Origin of the sequence: Streptomyces sp. NPDC051207 (assembly GCF_040682395.1) — a bacterium.
Classification (GTDB): Bacteria; Actinomycetota; Actinomycetes; order Streptomycetales; family Streptomycetaceae; genus Streptomyces.
This window is the reverse complement of sequence record NZ_JBFBAX010000056.1, coordinates 1-20191: the sequence shown is the minus strand read 5'-3', so window position 1 is coordinate 20191 and position 20191 is coordinate 1. Positions and strand designations below refer to the sequence as shown.

15 protein-coding genes and 2 tRNA genes are annotated in these 20191 nt (G+C 73.3%); 11 read left to right on the top strand and 6 right to left on the bottom strand.

The window, feature by feature from the left end:
* Positions 1 to 334 precede the first annotated feature (334 nt).
* Positions 335 to 724 (top strand): hypothetical protein, encoded by a 390-nt coding sequence (locus tag AB0M97_RS30080; RefSeq protein WP_365964142.1) that lies wholly within the window; start codon positions 335 to 337, stop codon positions 722 to 724.
* Positions 725 to 1217: 493 nt separating this feature from the next.
* Here AB0M97_RS30080 and AB0M97_RS30075 read toward each other — a convergent pair whose 3' ends face one another.
* Positions 1218 to 2105, bottom strand: coding sequence for a bifunctional DNA primase/polymerase (locus tag AB0M97_RS30075; protein ID WP_365964141.1), 888 nt, complete (start codon positions 2103 to 2105; stop codon positions 1218 to 1220).
* A gap of 350 nt (positions 2106 to 2455) precedes the next feature.
* On the opposite strand from AB0M97_RS30075, the gene AB0M97_RS30070 reads away from it, so the two are divergent.
* Both AB0M97_RS30070 and AB0M97_RS30065 read left to right on the top strand, forming a co-directional pair.
* Positions 2456 to 3022 (top strand): SigE family RNA polymerase sigma factor, encoded by a 567-nt coding sequence (locus AB0M97_RS30070; protein WP_365964140.1) that lies wholly within the window; start codon positions 2456 to 2458, stop codon positions 3020 to 3022.
* Positions 3023 to 3150: 128 nt separating this feature from the next.
* On the top strand, positions 3151 to 4827 hold the full coding sequence (locus AB0M97_RS30065) for a long-chain fatty acid--CoA ligase (protein WP_365964139.1): 1677 nt from the start codon (positions 3151 to 3153) through the stop codon (positions 4825 to 4827).
* Between the two features lie 99 nt (positions 4828 to 4926).
* Here AB0M97_RS30065 and AB0M97_RS30060 read toward each other — a convergent pair whose 3' ends face one another.
* Entirely contained in the window at positions 4927 to 10254 is a 5328-nt protein-coding gene (locus AB0M97_RS30060; protein WP_365964138.1) for a PAS domain-containing protein, read from the bottom strand.
* A gap of 249 nt (positions 10255 to 10503) precedes the next feature.
* Complete coding sequence (locus AB0M97_RS30055; protein WP_365964137.1) at positions 10504 to 11049, bottom strand: SSI family serine proteinase inhibitor; 546 nt, start codon at positions 11047 to 11049, stop codon at positions 10504 to 10506.
* A 197-nt stretch (positions 11050 to 11246) separates the two neighbouring features.
* On the opposite strand from AB0M97_RS30055, the gene AB0M97_RS30050 reads away from it, so the two are divergent.
* The 6 genes from AB0M97_RS30050 (at position 11247) to AB0M97_RS30025 (ending at position 16386) form a co-directional block, all read left to right on the top strand.
* A tRNA-Ser gene (locus AB0M97_RS30050) sits at positions 11247 to 11337 on the top strand.
* 209 nt (positions 11338 to 11546) lie between these two features.
* Positions 11547 to 11619: transfer RNA gene (locus tag AB0M97_RS30045), tRNA-Arg, on the top strand.
* Between the two features lie 179 nt (positions 11620 to 11798).
* Positions 11799 to 12692, top strand: a complete 894-nt coding sequence (locus tag AB0M97_RS30040; protein WP_365964143.1) for a DUF2797 domain-containing protein — start codon at positions 11799 to 11801, stop codon at positions 12690 to 12692.
* Between the two features lie 411 nt (positions 12693 to 13103).
* Entirely contained in the window at positions 13104 to 13844 is a 741-nt protein-coding gene (locus AB0M97_RS30035; protein WP_365964136.1) for a response regulator transcription factor, read from the top strand.
* 129 nt (positions 13845 to 13973) lie between these two features.
* Positions 13974 to 15479 carry an MFS transporter gene (locus AB0M97_RS30030; RefSeq protein ID WP_365964135.1) on the top strand — a complete coding sequence of 502 codons (1506 nt, stop codon included), beginning with the start codon at positions 13974 to 13976 and terminating at the stop codon, positions 15477 to 15479.
* A gap of 175 nt (positions 15480 to 15654) precedes the next feature.
* Complete coding sequence (locus tag AB0M97_RS30025; RefSeq protein ID WP_365964134.1) at positions 15655 to 16386, top strand: TetR/AcrR family transcriptional regulator; 732 nt, start codon at positions 15655 to 15657, stop codon at positions 16384 to 16386.
* A gap of 242 nt (positions 16387 to 16628) precedes the next feature.
* Here the strand turns inward: AB0M97_RS30025 and AB0M97_RS30020 are convergent, their stop codons facing one another.
* Both AB0M97_RS30020 and AB0M97_RS30015 read right to left on the bottom strand, forming a co-directional pair.
* Positions 16629 to 17099, bottom strand: a complete 471-nt coding sequence (locus AB0M97_RS30020; RefSeq protein ID WP_365964133.1) for a PPOX class F420-dependent oxidoreductase — start codon at positions 17097 to 17099, stop codon at positions 16629 to 16631.
* 9 nt (positions 17100 to 17108) lie between these two features.
* The gene (locus AB0M97_RS30015; RefSeq protein WP_365964132.1) at positions 17109 to 17471 is read right to left on the bottom strand and encodes an STAS domain-containing protein; all 363 of its coding nucleotides are present in this window, start codon (positions 17469 to 17471) and stop codon (positions 17109 to 17111) included.
* Positions 17472 to 17752: 281 nt separating this feature from the next.
* On the opposite strand from AB0M97_RS30015, the gene AB0M97_RS30010 reads away from it, so the two are divergent.
* Positions 17753 to 18424 carry an ANTAR domain-containing protein gene (locus AB0M97_RS30010; RefSeq protein WP_365964131.1) on the top strand — a complete coding sequence of 224 codons (672 nt, stop codon included), beginning with the start codon at positions 17753 to 17755 and terminating at the stop codon, positions 18422 to 18424.
* A gap of 49 nt (positions 18425 to 18473) precedes the next feature.
* On the top strand, positions 18474 to 19184 hold the full coding sequence (locus AB0M97_RS30005; protein WP_365964130.1) for a GAF and ANTAR domain-containing protein: 711 nt from the start codon (positions 18474 to 18476) through the stop codon (positions 19182 to 19184).
* Positions 19185 to 19218: 34 nt separating this feature from the next.
* On the opposite strand, the gene AB0M97_RS30000 is transcribed toward AB0M97_RS30005, so the two are convergent.
* Entirely contained in the window at positions 19219 to 20040 is an 822-nt protein-coding gene (locus AB0M97_RS30000; RefSeq protein ID WP_365964129.1) for a YceI family protein, read from the bottom strand.
* Positions 20041 to 20191 lie beyond the last annotated feature (151 nt).

Genomic DNA, 20191 nt, shown 5'->3' with positions numbered 1-20191 from the left:
CCCCACCGACTCCCAGGTGGGGCCAAAACAATCCGTTCCTCACCCTGGTCCAACCGCACCCGTTCCCCCGGGGCCAAACGAGGCCGTCCTAGACAAGCTGCCGATGGATGGCTCGGAGAGCACCAGGAAAGCGGTTCATCAGAGGTATGTGAGTAGTTCAGAGGCAAAAGCACGGTGATGCCCCTGGCCAGGAAAGACGCCAGGGGCATCATCTTTTGGTGCGGCAAAGTGCCGTGTACTGCGCTGCAACGCGGCTTACCGTCGAGGGCGGCCTGAGACGCCTGTCCATTTCCCATCTATGCGGTGCGCATATGCATGGCTACTCTGTGTTGCCATGGGGAAAGTGGTGCATCTGTACTGGGGATACATGGTGGCCGCGGCGTTGATCGTTGCTTGGAGCCAGCAATGGTCACTGCCGATAATCGTGGCACTGTCACTTGGCGTCTCTGCCTACGCCGCCTTCCAGGTGCCGGTCTGGTGCGGAGCGGTCAACCGGGACGGGCGGACGTACTGCCGCAACAACGCTTACGGCGTGTTGATGGGCTGCTCGAAGCGTCAGCACAGGTGGCAGAAGATGAAGATGATCGTCTTGCGCAACAAGGTCGGGAACGCGAGTCGCTCCGTGTTCCCGACGGCCAAAGAGAAGTTCAATGGTGCCCTCGCTGTAGGAGGGTTGCTGTCGGCTGTTGCGGCGGTGATCGTCCCTGCTGTGACCGGTGGGTGAGTGAGTACATCGGCGCTTGGGGCACGTGGCGGGCACGAAGAGGATGACGACGGCTCCGCCGGGGCCCTCATGCCCGTCTGACCTGCAGGGGAACAGCGCACCAGCCAAACCCCCGAAAGGTCTTGAAAACCGTCGTGGCGCGAGTCACCGTGGGTTCAAATCCCACACCCACCGCTCCGCAGGTCAGAAGCTTGCAGGTCAGAAGGGGTGCCACTGTTCGGAGTGGCACCCCTTCCGCATGCACCTTGTCTCACCCTGATTCGGCCGTATCCCATCTCTGACCAGGGCGTGCGGCCAACGTGCGGCCAGGATTCACGCTCCCTCGGTCCCGCCCGAGCCGCCGGCCGGTCTCCTCGGGATCGCAGAGCCGCCGCTGACTGCAGCCAAGTCGAGAGTGAACCGGTGAGCCGGCCGGGCGTGTTCCGGCGTAGGACGAGGAGAGCCGCAGCTCCGTGCAGTCCGTCGAGCGGGCGGTAGCAAGGAGGACTGTCGGTCACGGCACGGAAGGGTGGTGGCCGGTCATCCTGGCCGCCGATGCGATCGTCGCGCGGGCTTCCCGTTCCGTCAGGCCGGTGTTGATCGCGGCCTCCACCAGCGGGGCGGCCAGTGCGGGGCCGATGCCGTCCTCGTAAGCGCGGCAGGCCGCCCAGAACAGGCGGGTGTTGCGCTGGCCCTCGTGCGCGGCGAGGACGAATTGCACCAGGCCCTGGCCGTGGCCGCCCGACGGCGTGACCGCCCCGGGGGCGGGCGTGCGGGACGCGCGCGGCGGCGGGAGCAGCAGGCGCAGCAGGGCGGGCGGGCAGGTGGCCGGCGGCAGGTGCGCGGTGCCGGGAGCCGCGCTGTAGACGCCGTGGTCTGTGCGGGAGCCGGGGCCGACGAGGTAGCCGCCGGCGCCGCGGATGTCGATGCCGGGGGCGAGCCGGCCCGCGGAGTTGGGGACGACGGCGTCGGGCGGGCCGCTCAGCCACAGGTGCCGGCCGCCGCTGGGGGTCAGGACGACGACCGTGGGCGGGATCGTGAACAGGTGCCGCAGGGCGAGTTCGCGCAGCGCGACCGAGGAGGCGGTGTCGGACCTCACGTCCAGGTCGATGCCGATGAGGTGGTGCGGGGGCAGCCCACAGGCGATGCCGTAGCCGGTCGCCCGGGGCGCGGCGGCGAACAGTTCGCGGATGCGGTCGGGGTCGGTGGAGGCGTCGTAGACCCCGTGGCCGAAGCGGCCGCACTCGCCGTGGCAGGGGCCGGCGGTGGGGTCGTCGCGGTGCGGGGAGCGCAGGGCCGGGAGTTTCGTCCGGGACAGCGGGATGACCGCCAGCCCGCGTTCGGCGGCTGACAGTGCGTGCGCGAGGGCCAGCGTCGTGGCCTGCCGGTCGGGGGTGGCCATGCCCTTTATGTTCGTACGTATGTTCGAGAAAGGGAAGGGGGGCGAGGCCGGGCGTGCGGTTCGGCGGAAATGCGCCCCTGGGCGCCGGAACGCTTCGGCCCGCGCCGTGCCTGGATGCGTTCCCCGTCTGTCGGTGACCGGTACGCATCGCCCACCCGTCGGCCACCGGGACACCGTCCTCGTCTGCCGACGACCTCCCGGGCCGCCCCCAAGGGGAAACCCTCACCGCCCCGCCCCCCTCGTCCACCTTCAGGAGGTGCACCCGCCCCCACCCCTACAACCTGAGGGGGACCCTCCTTCGGGACCTGCGGGCGATCCGCGCGAAGCCCCGCCGCTCATAGCGTTGGGCCATGACCACACTCGTCTGCACCAACGCCTCAGGAGCCGCCGCGCCGGCGACGCAGACCCGCCCGTACCCGTACCCGTCGTTCTCCTCCTACGTGACGGCCCGCCGCCCCGTGCTGCTGCGGACCGCCCGGTCGCTGACCGCCAACCCGAGCGACGCCGAGGACCTGCTGCAGACGGCGCTGACCAAGACGTACGTCGCCTGGGAGCGCATCGAGGACCATCGCGCGCTGGACGGCTATGTGCGCCGCGCGCTGGTCAACACCCGCACCTCCCAGTGGCGCAAGCGCAAGGTGGACGAGTTCGCGTGCGACGAGCTGCCCGAGCCCGAGCCGGGGCCCGGCCTGGACGACCCGGCGGAGCAGCAGGCGCTGCACGACGCGATGTGGCGGGCGATCATGAAGCTGCCCGCGCGGCAGCGGGCGATGGTCGTCCTCCGGTATTACGAGGACCTCAGTGAGGCCCAGACCGCGGACGTGCTCGGCGTCTCGGTCGGCACGGTGAAGTCGGCCGTCTCCCGGGCCCTCGGCAAGCTCCGCGAGGACCCCGAGCTGGGGCTTGCCCGGCAGTGAGGGGGTCGGCCCCGGGTGATCCCGGGGGCGCGGTGCCGCAGACCCGGAACTGATCGATCATCCGCCCCTAGTGACATACCGCGTGGTATGCGCGCAGAATCAGCGCAAACCTTGCCGCCGCGTAGGCAATGTCGCCCCGGGAGGACACCGTGCTGAGCACGATGCAGGACGTACCGCTGTTGATTTCGAGGATCCTCACGCACGGGTCCACGATCCACGGCAGTTCGCAGGTGATCACCTGGACCGGCGAGCCGGAACCGCACCGCCGTTCGTTCGCGGAGATCGGCGCCCGCGCCGCCCGGCTGGCGCACGCCCTGCGCGAGGACCTCGGCGTCGCCGACGACGACCGTGTCGCCACCCTCATGTGGAACAACGCCGAACACGTCGAGGCCTACTTCGCGATCCCCTCCATGGGCGCGGTCCTGCACACCCTGAACCTCCGGCTGCCCCCCGAGCAGCTGGCCTGGATCGTGAACCACGCGGCCGACCGCGTCGTCATCGCCAACGGCTCGCTGCTGCCGCTGCTCGCGCCGCTGCTGCCCCACCTCAAGACCGTCGAGCACGTCGTCGTCTCAGGACCGGGCGACCGCTCCCTGCTCGCCGCGGCCTCCGTCGAGGTCCACGAGTACGAGGATCTGATCGACGGCAAGCCGGCCACGTACGACTGGCCGCAGTTCGACGAGCGGCGCGCCGCCGCCATGTGCTACACCTCCGGCACCACCGGCGACCCCAAGGGCGTCGTCTACAGCCACCGCTCGATCTACCTGCACTCCATGCAGGTCAACATGGCCGAGTCGATGGGCCTGACCGACGAGGACACGTCCCTGGTCGTGGTCCCGCAGTTCCACGTGAACGCCTGGGGCCTGCCGCACGCCACCTTCATGACCGGCGTGAACATGCTCATGCCCGACCGCTTCCTCCAGCCGGCCCCGCTCGCCGACATGATCGAGCGCGTCGGCCCGACCCACGCCGCCGCCGTGCCCACCATCTGGCAGGGTCTCCTCGCCGAACTCACCGCCCGGCCGCGCGACATCGCCTCCCTCACCCAGGTCACCATCGGCGGCTCGGCCTGCCCGCCCGCGCTGATGGAGGCGTTCGACCACCTCGGCGTGCGGGTCTGCCACGCCTGGGGCATGACGGAGACCTCCCCGCTCGGCACGGTCGCCCGTCCCCCGGCCCATGTGGTCGGCAGCGACGAGGAGTTCGGCTACCGCCTCACCCAGGGCCGCTTCGCCGCCGGCGTCGAGGCCCGCCTCACCGGCCCCGGCGGCGAGCGCCTGCCGTGGGACGGCGAGTCGGCCGGCGAGCTGGAGGTACGCGGCCCGTGGATCGCGGGCGCCTACTACAACGGCCCCGACGGCGAACCGCTGCGCCCGGCCGACAAGTTCAGCGAGGACGGCTGGCTGAAGACCGGCGACGTGGGCACCATCAGCCCCGACGGCTTCCTCACGCTCACCGACCGCGCCAAGGACGTCATCAAGTCCGGCGGCGAGTGGATCTCCTCGGTCGAGCTGGAGAACGCGCTCATGGCCCACCCGGACGTCGCCGAGGCCGCCGTGGTCGCCGTCCCCGATGAGAAGTGGGGCGAGCGCCCGCTGGCCACCGTCGTCCTCAAGGAGGGCTCCACCGCCGACTTCGAGTCGCTGCGCGCCTTCCTCGCCGAGGAGGGCGGGATCGCCAAGTGGCAGCTCCCGGAGCGCTGGTCGGTCATCGAGGTGGTGCCGAAGACGAGCGTCGGCAAGTTCGACAAGAAGGTGCTGCGCCGCAAGTACGCGGAGGGGGACCTGGACGTCACCCAGCTGTGACGGACGGGGAGCGGAACGGGGGAGGGCGACGGGCGGGAGCCCTGGGCAGGAACTCCCGCTCGTCACGCCCCGGCGGCCGGCGGCCGCCGGGGCGGTACGTCAGTTGGTCCCGACGCGGGCGAGAACGTCGACGATCCGGGCCTGGACCTGCGCACTGGTGGACCGTTCCGCGAGGAACAGCACCGTCTCGCCCGACGCCAGCCGCGGCAGGTCGGCCTGGTCGGCGGCGGCCGTGTAGACGACCAGCGGCGTGCGGTTGAGCTGCCCGTTCGCCCGCAGCCAGTCGATGATCCCGGCCTGGTGGCGGTGCACCTGCATCAGGTCCATCACGACGAGGTTCGGCCGGAACTGCGACGCCAGCGGCACCGCGTCCTGGTCGCTCGCCGCCCGCGCCACCTGCATCCCGCGCCGCTCCAGCGTCGCGGTCAGCGCCAGCGCGATCTCCGCGTGCTCCTCGATGAGCAGCACGCGCGGCGGGTGCTGCTCGCTGTCCCGCGGCGCGAGCGCCTTCAGCAGTACGGCGGGATCGGCGCCGTACGCCGCGTCGCGCGACGCCTGCCCGAGCCCGGCCGTGACGAGGACCGGCACCTCGGCCGCGACGGCGGCCTGCCGCAGCGACTGGAGCGCGGTCCGCGTGATCGGCCCGGTCAGCGGGTCCACGAACAGGGCGGCGGGGAAGGCCGCGATCTGCGCGTCGACCTCCTCGCGCGAGTGCACGACGACGGGCCGGTAGCCGCGGTCGCTCAGCGCCTGCTGCGTCGAGACGTCCGGCGCGGGCCACACCAGCAGCCGGCGCGGGTTGTCCAGCGGCTCGGGCGGCAGCTCGTCGTCCACGGGCTGCGGACGCGGCGGATCCGCCACCTCCACGGCACCGCCGGGACCGTCCAACGGCTCCGGTCCCTCGGCCGCGTTCTCGTCCGGCGCCCCTATGGCGTACGACCGTCCGGTCCCCTCGGTCCCGGGCGCGAGCCGCGACTGACCGGCGAGGGAGGAGGACGGGGACGGGGCCGGGGACTGCTCGCCGGGCGGGTTCTCGGGGCGCCCGGTGCCCGGGTCGGGCGGCGTCCCCAGCTTGCGCCGCCGGCCCGAGCCGCCCGGCTGGTGCGGGGCGGGGGTCGCCGACGGCTGCGGCTGCTGCACCTGGGCCGCCTGCCGGGTGAACGGCACGCCCTGCCCGAGCGTGCGCACGCTGATGGCACGGCCCTGCGTGGAGTCGGGGTCGACGGCAGCGGCGGCGGCAGCCGCTTCGGCGGGCAACGGCTGGGCGGCACGGGCAGCCTGCCCACCGCCCTGACCCGGCTGAGGGCCGGGGGACACGGGCTGCCCCGGCTGCCCCGGCTGTCGCGGCTGCCCTGGCTGAACGGGCTGGTCCGGCTGGACGGGCTGGTTCGGCTGCGGGGGCGTGGTGGTCTCGGGGGGCAGGGGGGTGCCGGGCGGGGGTGTGTCGTTGCCGGGGGCGTGCGGGGGTACGGGGGTGCCCGCGCCGGCGTGGGGCGGTAGCGGGGCGGTGCCGTGCGGCGGTACGGGGGCGTTGCCGTGTGGGGGAACGGGTGCGGTCCCCTGCGGCGGCACGGGGGCGTTGCCGTGCGGGGGAACGGGGGCGGCCCCCTGCGGCGGTACGGGGGTGCCCGCGCCCGGGGTGTTGTGCGGGGTGGGCCACTGCTGGGGCGCCGGGGTGCCCTGTGCCGGGGTTCCCTGGACTGGAGGGACTTCGGCGGGGAGGGGCAGGCCGACGGGGACGCCGGGGGCAGGGGTGCCCGGAGCGGACGTGCCCTGTGCCGGAATTCCCTGCGCCGGAACGCCCTGTGCCGGGACGCTCTGGGGAGGGGTGCCGTGGGCGTGGGGTGCCTGACCGGGGGCCGTCTCGCCCGGGCCGGCCTGGCCCGGGGCGGCCTGCGGTGGAAGCGGGTGTGCCGCGGTGGCGGCGGGCTGCTGTGCGGGCAAGCCGCGATGAGCGGACGTACCGTGCGCCGGGCCGGGCTGGGCAGGGTTCGGCCGGCCCGGAGCGCCGGCACCCGGCCGCCCGGGAGCGGGCGGCACCTGCATGTCCTGGCCGGCGGTGCCCTGCGCGGGGACGGGCGCGCCCTGCGCGGGCGGGACGGAGCCCTGCTGCGGAGCCGGAACACCCTGGCCGGGAACTCCGTGCTGAACCTGCCCGGGAACCCCGTGCTGAACCTGCCCGGGGGCCCCGTGCGCGGGGGTCCCTGCGGCCCCTGGAGCGGGCGCGCCGGGAGCGGGCACACCGTGCGCCGGCCCGGCACCGTGCGCAGGCGCCTCGTGCGTCGGCGTCCCCTGGGCGGGCGTCCCGTCCGTCGGCTGCGCAACCGCCCGCCGACGGCGGCCCGTCGGTGCGCTCACGGGATGCGCCTGCGGAGGCGTGTGGTCGTCGGACTGGTCGTGCGGCACGGCGTCGTGCCGACCGTCGTCGATCAAACCGTCACCGGCGACAGCGGGCCCGGGCACCTGCACGTGGCCGCCCTGCCCGGCGCCGCCAGGCACCTGCGACTGCCCGGGCACGGAGCCCTGCCCGTGTCCGAGGGCCTGCCCGCGCCCGATTCCCTGCTCATGTCCCGGAACCTGCCCGTACCCGGAAACGCGCCCCTGGCCGGGCACCTGCCCGTGCCCGGAAATGTGCCCCTGACCAGGCACCGAATCCTGCCCAGGAACCGTCCCCTGCCCGGGCACCGAACCCTGCCCAGGAACCGGCCCACGCCCAGGGACTCGCCCCTGCCCGGGCACCGGCCCTTGGCCAGGAGCCTGCCCGGCCCCGAAAACCGGCCTCGGCCCGGAGACCTGCCCGGCTCCGGCGACCTGCCCCTGCACAGAGCCCACGCTCTGCCCAGGCTGCTCAACGTGCCCAGGCACCCCCGGCCGCCCGAGCTGCCCAGGCCCCACATGCCCAGCCCGCCCAGTCGGCCCGACAGGCCCGGCACCCTCGCCCGCGTCCTCGACCCGATCCGCGTCGGCCGGCGGCAGGGCGAACACCGTGCGCGGCCCCGCCTCCTGCGCGGCGGCGCGCTCGTTCGCGGCGGCCAGGGCGCGGCGACGGCGTCCCGTCGGCTGGGCACCCTCGGCGCTGTCCCCGGACGGGGCCGGCAGCGCGGGCGGCAGCGCGTGCTGCTCGCCGGTGTCGCGGCGGGCACGGCGTCCGGTGGGCGCGGGCACGCCCTGCGGCGGCACCGTCCCGCCCAGGCCGTTGCCGGTCGCCGCGGTACCGGCGGCATGCTCGGCGGCCGTGACGACCGCACCCTCGGCGGCAGCACCTCCGCCGCTCAGCGCCCCCGGCGCACCCGCGGCCTCTGCAGGCCGCCCACGGCGCCGCCCGGTCCCCCCGGACGCCTCAGCCGAACCCGACCCCGAAACCGCACCCGCACCCGACCCGGAACCCGGCCCTTCCGCCGCCCCCGAACCGGAACCGGACCCGGAACCCGCCCCGGCACCGGAATCCACGGCCCCCGGCCCCGCCGCCCCCTCAACCGCACGCCGCCTCCGCCGCCCCGTCGGCCCAGCAGGCCCAGACGGCACGGCACCCCCGGCCCCGCCACCGCCGTCGTCACCGTCCCCACCACCGTCACTGGACGCCCCCCGCGCCCCGCCGTCCAGGAACGCATCCACGGACGCCCGCCGCGCCCGGCGTCGCCCGCCCCCGGAGCCCTGCTCGGCGGCGGCCCCGGAACCGGCGGGAACGACCTCCGCGCCCGCACCGGAGGCATCCCCGGGCACCTGCGCCTGCTCCAACGCCGGAACCTGGGTCGGGACGACCCCCGCCCCACCCCCGATCGGCACTTCCAGGACGTACGCGTTGCCGCTCATCCCCGGCACCTCGTGCGTCTGGAGCACGCCGCCGTGGGCCCGCACGATCCCGCGCACGATCGGCTGGTGCACCGGATCTCCCCCGGCGTACGGCCCGCGCACCTCGATCCGTACGACCTCGCCGCGCTGTGCCGCCGCGACGACCACGGTGTTGTCCATGTAACCGCCCGCCGACACGGGCGCGTTGCCCGTGGAGTCGACGCCCGCGACGTCGGCGACGAGGTGCGCGAGCGCGGTCGCGAGCAGCCGGGGGTCGACCTCGGCCTCGATGGGCGGCGCGTGCACGGCGAACTGCACCCGGCCCGGCCCGATCAGCTCGACCGCCCCGTCGACGCCCGAGGCGACGACCGCGTCCAGCATGACCTTCGTACGGGCGATGGTCTGCGCGCCGGTGTCCAGCTGCTGGTAGCCGAGGACGTTGTCGATGAGCGTGGTGATGCGGGAGTAGCCGGCCGAGAGGTGGTGGAGGACCTGGTTGGCCTCGGGCCACAGCTGCCCGGCGTCGTCGGCGGCGAGCGTCGCCAGCTCGCGGCGCAGCTCCTCCAGCGGCCCGCGCAGCGACCGGCCGAGCAGCGTCAGCAACTGCTCGTGCCGGGCGGCGAGCGCCTCGTAGCGGTCCTTCTCGCGCTCGCCGAGCGCGGCGTACCTGTCCTCGCCGGCGGCGATCTCCTCCGCGTGCTGCTCGCGGAGCTCCTCCAGCTCGGCCACGTGCCGCTGGCGCAGGGCGGTGAGCTCGGAGGCGTGCTCCTCGGCGAGCCGCTCCAGCTCCTCGGCGTGCTCCCGCTCGGCCGTCTCCTTCTCCTTGAGGACCGCGTCGTACGGCCGCCGGTCGGTGAAGGTCAGGACGGCGCCGACGAGCTGGTCGCCGTCGCGGACGGGCGCGGTCGTCAGGTCGACGGGCACCTTGTCGCCGTTCCTGGCGAACACCACCTGCCCGCGCACCCGGTGCTTGCGCCCGGAGCGCAGGGTGTCGGCGAGCGGCGACTCCTCGTACGGGAACGGCGACCCGTCGGGGCGCGAGTGCAGGACGAGGGTGTGCAGCTCCCGGCCGCCGAGGTCGCTGGCCCGGTATCCGAGGATCTGGGCGGCGGCCGGGTTGACGAGGACGATCCTGCCCTCGGTGTCCGTGCCGACGACGCCCTCGGACGCGGCCCGCAGGATCATCTCGGTCTGCCGCTGCGAACGTGCCAGTTCGGCCTCGGTGTCCACGGTCCCGGACAGGTCGCGCACGACGAGCATGAGCAGCTCGTCGCTGGTGTAGCCGTACCCGTCGTAGGCCTGCTGGCCGTTCTCCAGGTTGGCGCTCGTGACCTCGACCGGGAACTCGGTGCCGTCGGTGCGGCGCGCGACCATCCGGGTCGGCTTGGTCCGGGCGCGCGGGTCGATGTGGTCGGGCCGCCGCATCGAGCCGGGGATGAGCTTGGAGTCGAACTGCGGCAGCAGGTCGAGCAGCCCCCGCCCGACGAGCGCCGTGCCGGGGGTCTCGAAGGCCTCCAGGGCGATGGTGTTCGCGTTGACGACGGTGCCGTTGGCGTTGACCAGGACCAACGCGTCGGGCAGCGCGTCCAGTATGGCTGCGAGGCGAGCAGCGCCTCGGGATGGCCTGCTGCTCACGAGACGCTTCCTCCCTGTTACCGCACCTTGCCGACCGCTCGGGCCATCTTGCCAACCGTCCCGCAGCGTGTCACGCGAGGGAGTCTAAGGGCTGGGGTCGCGCCCGCGACCCCGGATGAGAGGGACGTCGCACCGGGAAGTGACGGCGAAGCCCCGCAGAACACGTGCCTGCCTGCGCACACTCCGCCGTACCTTCGCGCGACCTTTACGCACCTCTTGCCCGTGCTTCGGAAAACCTGTGCCGTCCCGTCACCGGAGGTCGGGCAGCAGCGGCACCATCCGGTCCCAGCGCTGGATCTGGCAGCCGTTGCTGCGGTCGTACGTCGTGTCGACGCGGCGCCCGGCCCACGTGCCGGTGACGCGGGCGGTGGCCGGGCCGCCGTACTGCATGGTGCAGGCGGCGCCCTGCGGGACCGGCGCGAAGGTGTCCCGCCCCCACCGGGTGTTCTTCTCCAGGGCGGCGCAGGCCCGCGCCGGACGGGGGTGGCTGCCGCCCTGCGGATGGCAGCGGAGGTCGTACGTCCCGTCGGCGCCGCGGCCCGCGTTCCGCACGGTGACGACGAGGTGGTCGCCGGCCCGGTCCTCGTCCCGCACCGGCGGCGGCATGAGCATGCCGGGGCCGACACCGGCGTACGCCGGGGAGGGCGCCGCCGACAGCGACCCGAGCGCGGCGAGGGAGGCGGCGACGGCGAGGGCGAGCCGGCGGAGCGCGGGGCGGGACGGACCGGAGGGACGCAGGGGGCGCGCGGGGGCGACGTGCGCGCCGGCGGCCCGGGGGGTGATGAGCTGAGACATGCCCTGACTAACGCGGCGGCCCGCCGGACGTTGCGCACGGCACGTCCCACCGGCGCCGATGCCGGGCCCACGGACACGAAAGGGCTTTGCCCTGCGGCCTGCCTGCCTAGTACCGTGGGGGGCGATTGGTGACACCGCGCTCGACTGTGTCATCATCGGCACGCACCGATCGCGCTCGCGCGCGGGACGAGTGTGCGGGAGGCGTCGCCTAGTCCGGTCTATGGCGCCGCACTGCTAATGCGGTTTGGGCCTTAAAGCCCATCGAGGGTTCAAATCCCTCCGCCTCCGCGCAAGATCACCGAAGCCCCGGCCCCAGCGGCCGGGGCTTCGCTGCTTTCCGGCCGCACCCGACGCGCCACCACCCCCCCAGAAGCCCGTTTCCGCAGGTCACAAGCGGTGCGGCTAACGGATTTCACATGACGGCGGCAGTCATGTAATGTTCTTCCTGTCGCCGCGAGCGGGCCGGAAGGCCGGAAAGCGGCGGAAAAACAGAACAAGCACTCGTAGCTTAACGGATAGAGCATCTGACTACGGATCAGAAGGTTGCAGGTTCGAATCCTGCCGAGTGCACACAGGTCGAAGGCCCCGCCGGTTCTCCGGACGGGGCCTTCGTCATCAGCGGGTGACATCAGTCAGGCAACGGCCCCGACGTAAAGCTCCCGTGCCGCCACGACCTCCGGCTCGCAGAACCAACGCTCCGCACCTGACCCGGGGGCGTTGTCAGTGGGCGGCTCTACTGTCGATGAGTGATGGCTCGGGTGTGGAAGTGCGCGGGGCTGCGGTGGGCGGTCGGTGGGCCCGTGCTGGTGTGGGACGGGGGGCGCAGCAGTGCGGTCGTGCGGGGGAAGCGGGTGGCCTTCGGGGTCGTGGGCGACGGGCCGCGGGTCTGTGTGGGGGCGCGGGGACATCCCTGTGCCGTCAAGGTGCCGGTCAGTGCGCGGAGTACGGGCGCGCGGTGCGAGGAGTGTGCGCGGCTGGACCGGGCGCATTCCGTCGCCGCCGACACGGCCGCCGACGATCCGCGGCCCTACCGGGTGTACTTGGCGTGGTTCGGGCCCGGCATGGTCAAGGTCGGCATCACCGCCGTCGAGCGGGGCCCGGCGCGGCTGCTGGAGCAGGGCGCCATCTGCTTCAGCTGGCTCGGCACCGGACCGCTGATGGCCGCGCGGCGGACCGAGGAGCTGTTGCGCGCCGCGCTCGGCGTGCCCGACCGGATTCCGTACGCCGACAAGCGTGCCGTGCGGTCCGCACTGCCCGCCGCGGAGGCGGAGCGTGCCGCCGAACTCGCCGAGCTGCACGCGCGTGCCGTGGCGCTGGGCGGCCTGCCCGAGTCGCTCACGGCCGAGCCGTTCCGGCCCGTGGATCACGTGCGGGACTTCGGGCTGGCCGGCGCGCCTGCCGCCGTGGGGGAGGTGACCGAGCTGGTGCCCGGCGGCGCGGTGAGCGGGGAGCTGGTGGCCGTCGCCGGGCCGGACCTGCATCTGGCGACCGATCGCGGGGTCGTCGTCCTCGACACGCGGTTGATGACCGGGTGGGAGCTGGGGCCTCCGGGCGACCTCCTCGGGACCGGTGCCGAAGCCGGGAAGACCTTTGCCGTACGGGAGTTCCAGAGCAGCGTCGGCGTGCAGGACGGGTTGTTCTGACGCGTGCGGCCACCGTGAGCGAAGTGGGGGTGGCGGGCCCGCGCCAGCAGGCGGCGCCGGGGGCGGCAGGGGTGGACCGCGAGCCGTGTCCCCGGGCGATGGCGGCGCCCATGAGCGATCACCCGCTGGGGTCCGCTCACCGGCGGCCTGGAAGGGCCCCTCGCCTGTTGCCACGCAGAGGAGGAACGGGCCGCGCTGCTGCGGGACTTCGGCGTGCGGGCCCTCGCCTCCACGCGTCTGAGCGGCAGCGCCGGGTGGCTCCTCTCCCGACGTCCCTTGCCCCTGTCCCGTCGCTGCCCCGGCCTCTGCCTCTGCCCCGCTCCTGTCACTGCCCCTGCCACTTTCCCTTTCTCAGAAAAATCACAGGTTCTCGAAAGGGTGCTCTCAGAGCCTCCCGGCATCGTGGTCGGCATGACCACGACCTCGCCCCAGGGGCGCACCGAGCTGCTGAGGCCGGACGGCAGGCCCGTCCGGGTGCTGGTGGTGGACGACGAGCCGTCCATCACCGCGTTGTTGTCCATGGCCCTGCGCTACGAGGGCTGGCAGATCCGCAGCGCGGCGGACGGACAGGGCGCCGTCCGGACCGCGCACGAGTTCCGGCCGGACGTCGTCGTCCTCGACACGATGCTGCCCGACATGGACGGGCTGAGCGTGCTCGGCCGGCTGCGGTGCGAGCTGCCCGACGTGCCGGTGCTGTTCCTGACCGCCGGGGACGCCGCGGAGGACCGGGTGGCCGGGCTGACCGCGGGCGGCGACGACTGCGTCGCCAAGCCGTTCGGCGTGGAGGAGGTCGTGGCCCGGCTGCGCGGCCTCATCCGGCGTTCCGGCGCGGCCGACCGGCGTTCCGACTCCGTGCTGGTCGTCGGCGATCTCACGCTGGACGAGGACAGTCACGAGGTGACGCGGGGCGGCGTGGCCATCCACCTGACCGCGACCGAGTTCGAGCTGCTGCGGTTCCTGATGCGCAATCCGCGCCGGGTGCTCAGCAAGGCGCAGATCCTGGACCGCGTGTGGTCGTACGACTTCGGCGGGCAGGCCAACATCGTCGAGCTGTACATCTCGTATCTGCGGCGGAAGATCGACGCCGGGCGGGACCCGATGATCCACACCCGCCGCGGTGCCGGATACCTGATCAAGCCCGCGGCGACCTGACCGGACGACGCCGGCCCCGCGGCACGCGTGACCTTCCCGACAGCCTGAACAGTCGTCGTCCGGCCCGGTTCGCCCCGTTCAACGGCTCGCGCTGTACACCGTATGGGACTTTATTCTACGGTGTACAGCATGACGACGTCCCAGGAGAAGTCGCCGCCGCAGAGCACCGCCGGCGGCCACCCCCGGCGGTGGCTCATCCTCGGTGTCATCTGTCTCGCGCAGCTCACCGTGGTGCTCGACAACACGGTCCTCAACGTGGCGATCCCCTCCCTCACCCGTGAGCTGGGCGCGGGCACCGCCGACATCCAGTGGATGATCAACGCGTACTCGCTGGTGCAGTCCGGGCTGCTGCTCACCGCGGGCAGCGCCGCCGACCGCTACGGCCGCCGCAGGATGCTGATCACGGGCCTGGCGCTGTTCGGCGCGGGCTCACTGGTGGCCGGACTCGCGCAGTCCACCGCCCAGCTGATCGCGGCGCGGGCCGGGATGGGGGTCGGCGCCGCGCTGCTGCTGACCACGACGCTCGCCGTCGTCCTGCAGATCTTCGTGCCCGAGGAGCATGCGCGGGCCATCGGCATCTGGAGCGCGGTCAGCGCCCTGGGCTTCGCGACCGGGCCGCTCGTCGGCGGCTTCGTGCTGGACCACTTCTGGTGGGGCGCGATCTTCCTGATCAACCTGCCCGTCGCCGCGCTGGGCCTGCTGGCCGCCGTCGTCCTCGTCCCCGAGTCCAAGAACCCGCGCGGCGACCGCCCCGACCTGCCCGGCGCACTGCTCTCCACCATCGGCATGGCCCTGCTGGTCTACGCGATCATCTCCGGCCCGGAGCACGGCTGGACGTCGGCCCGGGTCCTGGCCACGGGCGCCGTCGCGGTCCTCGTCCTGGCGCTGTTCGCTTCCTGGGAGAGCCGCGTTGCGCACCCCATGCTCGACATGCAGTTCTTCCACAACCGCCGGTTCACGGGCGCGGTGGCCGGCCTGGTGCTGATCACCTTCGGGATGGGCGGCGCGCTGTTCCTGCTCACGCAGCACTTGCAGTTCGTCCTCGGGTACGGCCCGCTGGAGGCCGGCCTGCGGACCGCGCCGCTCGCCCTCTCCGTCGTGGTCCTGAACTTCTCCGGGCTGTCGGCCAGGTGGACGGCGCGGCTCGGCGTGCCGGTGTCGATCGCGCTCGGCATGGTGCTGCTGTCGGGCGGCCTGGTGTCGATCGCGGCGTTCGCCTCCGACGGGTACGCCGGGACGCTGCTGGGTCTGGTGCTCATCGGGGTGGGATGCGCGATCGCCAACCCGGCCATGGCGCACGCCATCATGCGCTCGATCCCCCGGGAGAAGGCGGGCATCGGTGCCGGGCTCAACGGCACGCTCGCGGAGTTCGGGAACGGGCTGGGGGTGGCCGTGCTGGGGGCGGTGCTCACCGCGCGGTTCGCCGCGCTGGTGCCGGTGGGAGTGGCGTCGCTGCCCGCGGCGCCGGCCTCGGCGGACGGCCGGGAGGAGAGGGAGCGGGTGGTGGACGCGTTCTCCTCCGGGCTGGCGGGCAGTCAGCTGGTGGGGGCGGTGGCCGTACTGGCCGGCGGGCTGGTCGCGGCGGCCTTGCTACGGCGGGCCGAGCGGGCAGACTCGGAGGTGGCGGATGCCTGACGGCCCGGGTGGCCGGGTTGCCGGGTGGCCGCGCGGTGTGGATGGTTGATCACGCCCGCGCGGCCGTTCGTGGTGTCCCCGCAACGGCGGGTCCGCGCGGCGCAGCCGCACATCGACACAGCCCCGCGCCCCTTGGGGCGCTCCCGCGAGCGGCATTGACGTTGAGAGAGGTGTCATGACCAGTGTGTGGCTGGACGGCAAGGCGCGGCGGGAGCGGCGGGGCGGGGGACAGCCGTCCGGGCTGGACCGGGAGCGCATCACCGCGGTGACCGTCCGGCTGCTGGACGCGGAAGGGCTGGGCAAGTTCTCCATGCGCCGGCTGGCCGCCGAGCTGAACGTGACGGCGATGTCCGTCTACTGGTACGTCGACACCAAGGACGACCTGCTGGAGCTCGCCCTCGACGCCGCGTACGGCGAACTGCGGCTGCCCGACACCGCCTCCGGCGACGACTGGCGGAACCAACTGCGCGTCCTGGCAGGCGAGTATCGCGCGCTGCTGGTCCGCCATCCGTGGCTGTCGCCGCTCGCCGGGCGGTTCTTGAACATCGGGCCGAACGCGCTGTCCTTCTCGCGGGCCGTGCAGGACGTGATCCGCCGCACGGGCCTGCCCGCACACCGGATGACGAGCGCGATCTCGGCCGTCTTCCAGTTCGTGTACGGCTACGGCACGGTCGAGGGCCACTACTTCGCCCGCGCCGCCGACGTCGGCATGTCCCCGGACGACTACTACCGGCACGCCATGAAGTCGGTGACCGAGGACCCGGACGCGTCCGGCGTCGTCGAGGGCTCGAAGGACATCATGGCGGCCCGCGGCGGCGACACCGTGGCGGAGATGCTGGGGCGCGACTTCGACTTCGCGCTGGACCTGCTGATCGCGGGCATCGAGGCGATGGCCGCCCGGGGGTGAGAGTCGCCGGGGGTGAGACTCGCCCGGGACGGAGGGTCATACGGGGCTGACAGCCACCCGGGACGGAGAGCCGCCCGGGACGTGGGGTCACCCGGGACGGAGAGCCGTCCGGGACGTGGGGTCACCCGGGACGGAGAGCCGTCCGGGACGTGGGGTCACCCAGGACGGAGAGCCGCCCGGATTCGAGGATCGCCCGGCCCTGAGGATCGCCCGGGACGGAGAGCCCCCGGGGAAATTATCCGCTACTCCTCCGGAGCCAGCCGCGCCGGGAAGCCGCCCGTTGCCACCGGACCCCACCGCTCCGGGGTGATCCGGATGATCGACTTGCCCTGTCGGACCATCGCCGCCCGGTACTCGTCCCAGTCCGGGTGCTCACCGGCGATGTTCCGGTAGTACTCCACGAGCGGCTCGACGGAGTCGGGCGCGTCGATGACCTCCGCCGTGCCGTCGATCTGCACCCACGGCCCGTCCCACTCGTCGCTCAGCACGACGAGGCTGACCCGCGGGTCGCGCCTGGCGTTGCGGGTCTTGGCCCGCTCCGGGTACGTGGACACGACGATCCGGCCCGAGTCGTCCACCCCGCAGGTCAGCGGAGACCCTTGCGGGCCGCCGTCGGCGCGCCGGGTGAGCAGCAGGGCGCGGTGCCGGGGGCGTACGAAGTCGAGCAGCTCGGCCCGGGAGACCCGGGTGTTGGTCGCGATGTTCGGTGCCATGGGGCCAGCCTAGGCCGACAGGGCCTCGGCGAGATTGTCGTAGACGGGGACGTCCCGGCGCAGGTTGGTCAGTTGCAGGACCCGGCTCGCCACGCCGTCCGGGGCCGCCACCACCCGCACCCGGGCCCGGGGCTGCAACTGGTGACGCAGGTCGTCGACGAGGCGGGCCCCCTGGGAGTCCATGAAGTGGGTGGCGGTCAGGTCCAGGATCAGCACCTGCAGGCGCGGGGCGCGCAGCCGTGCGACCGAGCTGATCAGTGCGAACAGTTCCGCCGCGTTGGAGTCGTCGATCTCGGGTGGCAACGCGAGGAGAGTGCTGCCGGGCGGCGCGCTCGGTTCGTGGGGGGCGGGGAAGAAGGGCACAGCACTCACCTGACAGACGTTTCGTCATGTTCTCGGTAAGGCCGCTTCCTGACCCGTCGGGCCCATTGCACCACGTCGCCGGGTGAGTTCGGAAGCTTGCGGGGGCCGCACCCCCGTATCGGGTGCAGCGGTTAAAGTGCTGTCCGTCCAGTGTGCTCGCAGTCGGGAATGTGCTGCGGAGCTCTCCCGCGCATGGCTGTTTTTGGCCATGCACGCCGAAGAGGTTCGTGGTGACTGCGTACGAGTTTTCCGATGTGCCGCTGTTGCGGGTCGATTCCCCCGCCGATCCCATGACCGGCCCCCCGGCCGGCGGCGACCTCGCGGAAGCCCTCACCGCCGCGGCCCGGCACCTGCACGAACCGGTCACCCCGCACGGCACCTTGCGCACCGCCGTGCGGCTGGCGGTGCGGCTCATGCCGGGCGCCGAGCACGCCGGGGTCAGCGTCGTCGAGCGCGGCAGCCCCGGCCGGGCGCTGGCGTGGACCGACGAACTGGTGCGCACGGCCGAGGCCGGGCAGGCCGCCGAGGCACAGGCGTCGCACCTGGGCGATCTGTGGACCACGCCCGTGCGGCGGGTGGAGGACAGCGCGGCCGACGACGCGGGGCGGCTGCTGGCCGAGCTGGGCCTGCGCTCGGCGCTGTCGCTGCGGCTGCGCGCCGACCGGCGCCGGCTGACCGTGCTCACGGCGTACGCGCGCAATCCGCGGGCGTTCGACGACACGGCCACCCGGATCGGCCGGCTGTTCACGGAGCACGTCAGCATCGCGCTCGACGCGGCGACCGTGCGTGAGCAGCTCACCGAGGCGATGCGCACCCGCGACCTGATCGGCCAGGCCACCGGCATCCTCATGGAACGCCTCGGCGTCGACGCGGAGGGCGCCTTCGAGAACCTGGTACGGGCCTCGCAGCGGGAGAACGTGAAGCTGCGCGACCTCGCCCGCCGCATCGTCGACACGGCGTGAGAGTGGGCCGGAAGGCGTTAACCAGCGGCTACGGGATACTCGTACGTCCATGACTTCCGAGATGTCCGACACGCTGGAACAGGCCATGGTGCGCAGCGGGGGCCTCGACACGCTGCTGCGCGACCTGACCGACCGCGGGGTCGACGCGGTGCCCGGTGCGGCCGCGTGCAGCATCACGGTGCGCCGCGGCGACCGGCTGCTGACCCTTGCGGGCAGTGATGGCATGCCCAACGGCCTCGACCAGCGGCAGTACGAGAACGGCTCGGGGCCCTGCGTGGCCGCGGCCGAGACCGGCACCGAGCAGTACTCGCCCGACCTGGCGCTGGAGACCCGCTGGGGCAGGTACACGGAGTACGCGCGGTCCGCCGGGGTGCGCTGTGTGCTGGCGCTGCCGCTGGAGGTGGACGGTGAGACGGGCGCCGCCATCAACTTCTACGGGGTACAGCCCGGCGTGCTCGGCGAGGGCCGCGATCAGGCCCGTACCTTCGCGGCCCGGGTGGCGGACGCGGTGAACGTCGCCCTCGGTGTGGAGCGGCGGCGCGAGTCGGCGACCGACGTGCGCACCGCCCTGCTTTCCCGGAGCGTCATCGACCAGGCCATCGGCATACTGATGGCCCACGAGCGGATCGACGCCCGCCTCGCCATGGAACGGCTGCGGCGCGTCTCGCAGGACAGGAACGTCAAGCTCCGGGACCTGTGCGACCAGTTGGTGGCGAGAGCGACCCAGCTCGCCGAACGGGGGAGAGGCAGCGACCGGTGAGCGGGACGGCCACGGTCGGCGCCGCCGCACCGGGTCACGCGCCCGGCAAGGACTCCCCCTGCACCGCCTGGATGTCCAGCTCCACCCGCAGGGTCGTGCCGATGGCGGCGATGCCGGCCTGGACGACCTGGTTGTAGTTCATGGCGAAGTCCTCGCGCCGCAGTTCCGTCGTCGCCCGGAACGCGGCGCGGGTGCCGCCCCACGGGTCGGGGCCGGTGCCGAGGTGGGCGAGGTCCAGGTCGACGGACCGGACGACGCCGTGCAGGCCGAGTGCGCCGTGCACGGTCCAGCGGTCGGCCCCGGCCGCGCTGACGCCGGTCGAGCGGTAGGTGATCTCCGGGTACTTCTCGACGTCCAGGAAGTCCGCCGACTTCAGGTGGCCGTCGCGCATGCCGTTGCCGGTGTCGATCGACCCGGCGCGGATGACGGCCTCCACACGGGACCTGGTGACGTCGCCGGCGGCGATGTCGATCGTGCCGGAGAAGTCCGTGAACCGGCCGTGCACGCTGGAGATCCCCAGGTGCCGCGCGACCGCGGCGACCGTGGAGTGCGCCGGGTCGATGGTCCACGGCCCGGGCGCCGGCAGTTCGGTGCCGCCCTGCCGGGCCAGGGTCACCGTGCCGACCTCGGCGCGCCCGCTCGCGGTGACGATCGCGCTGGACGCGACGGGCGCGTAGCCGACGGCGGTGACGACGACGGTGTACGCGCCGGGCGCCAGCGGGGCCGGGTGCCGCACCGCGCCCTCGGCGTCGGCCTCGGCGCGCAGCACCTGCGTGCCGGTCGTGTCGGTCACCGTGACGACCGCGTGCGACACGGCCCATCCGTCCCGGGTACGGATCCTCGCGGTCAGTCCCATCCCGTTCTCTCCCTGCGAAGCCTTACGAAGCGGTCAGAAAAGACCGGTCCGTGGCGGTGTGCGCGCCACCTGCTACGGCATGGGTCACTCGCTCGGCCAGGGCGTGCTGGGGTCGTTCGCCGCGCTGCTGACCGGCGGTGCGGTCCTGCTG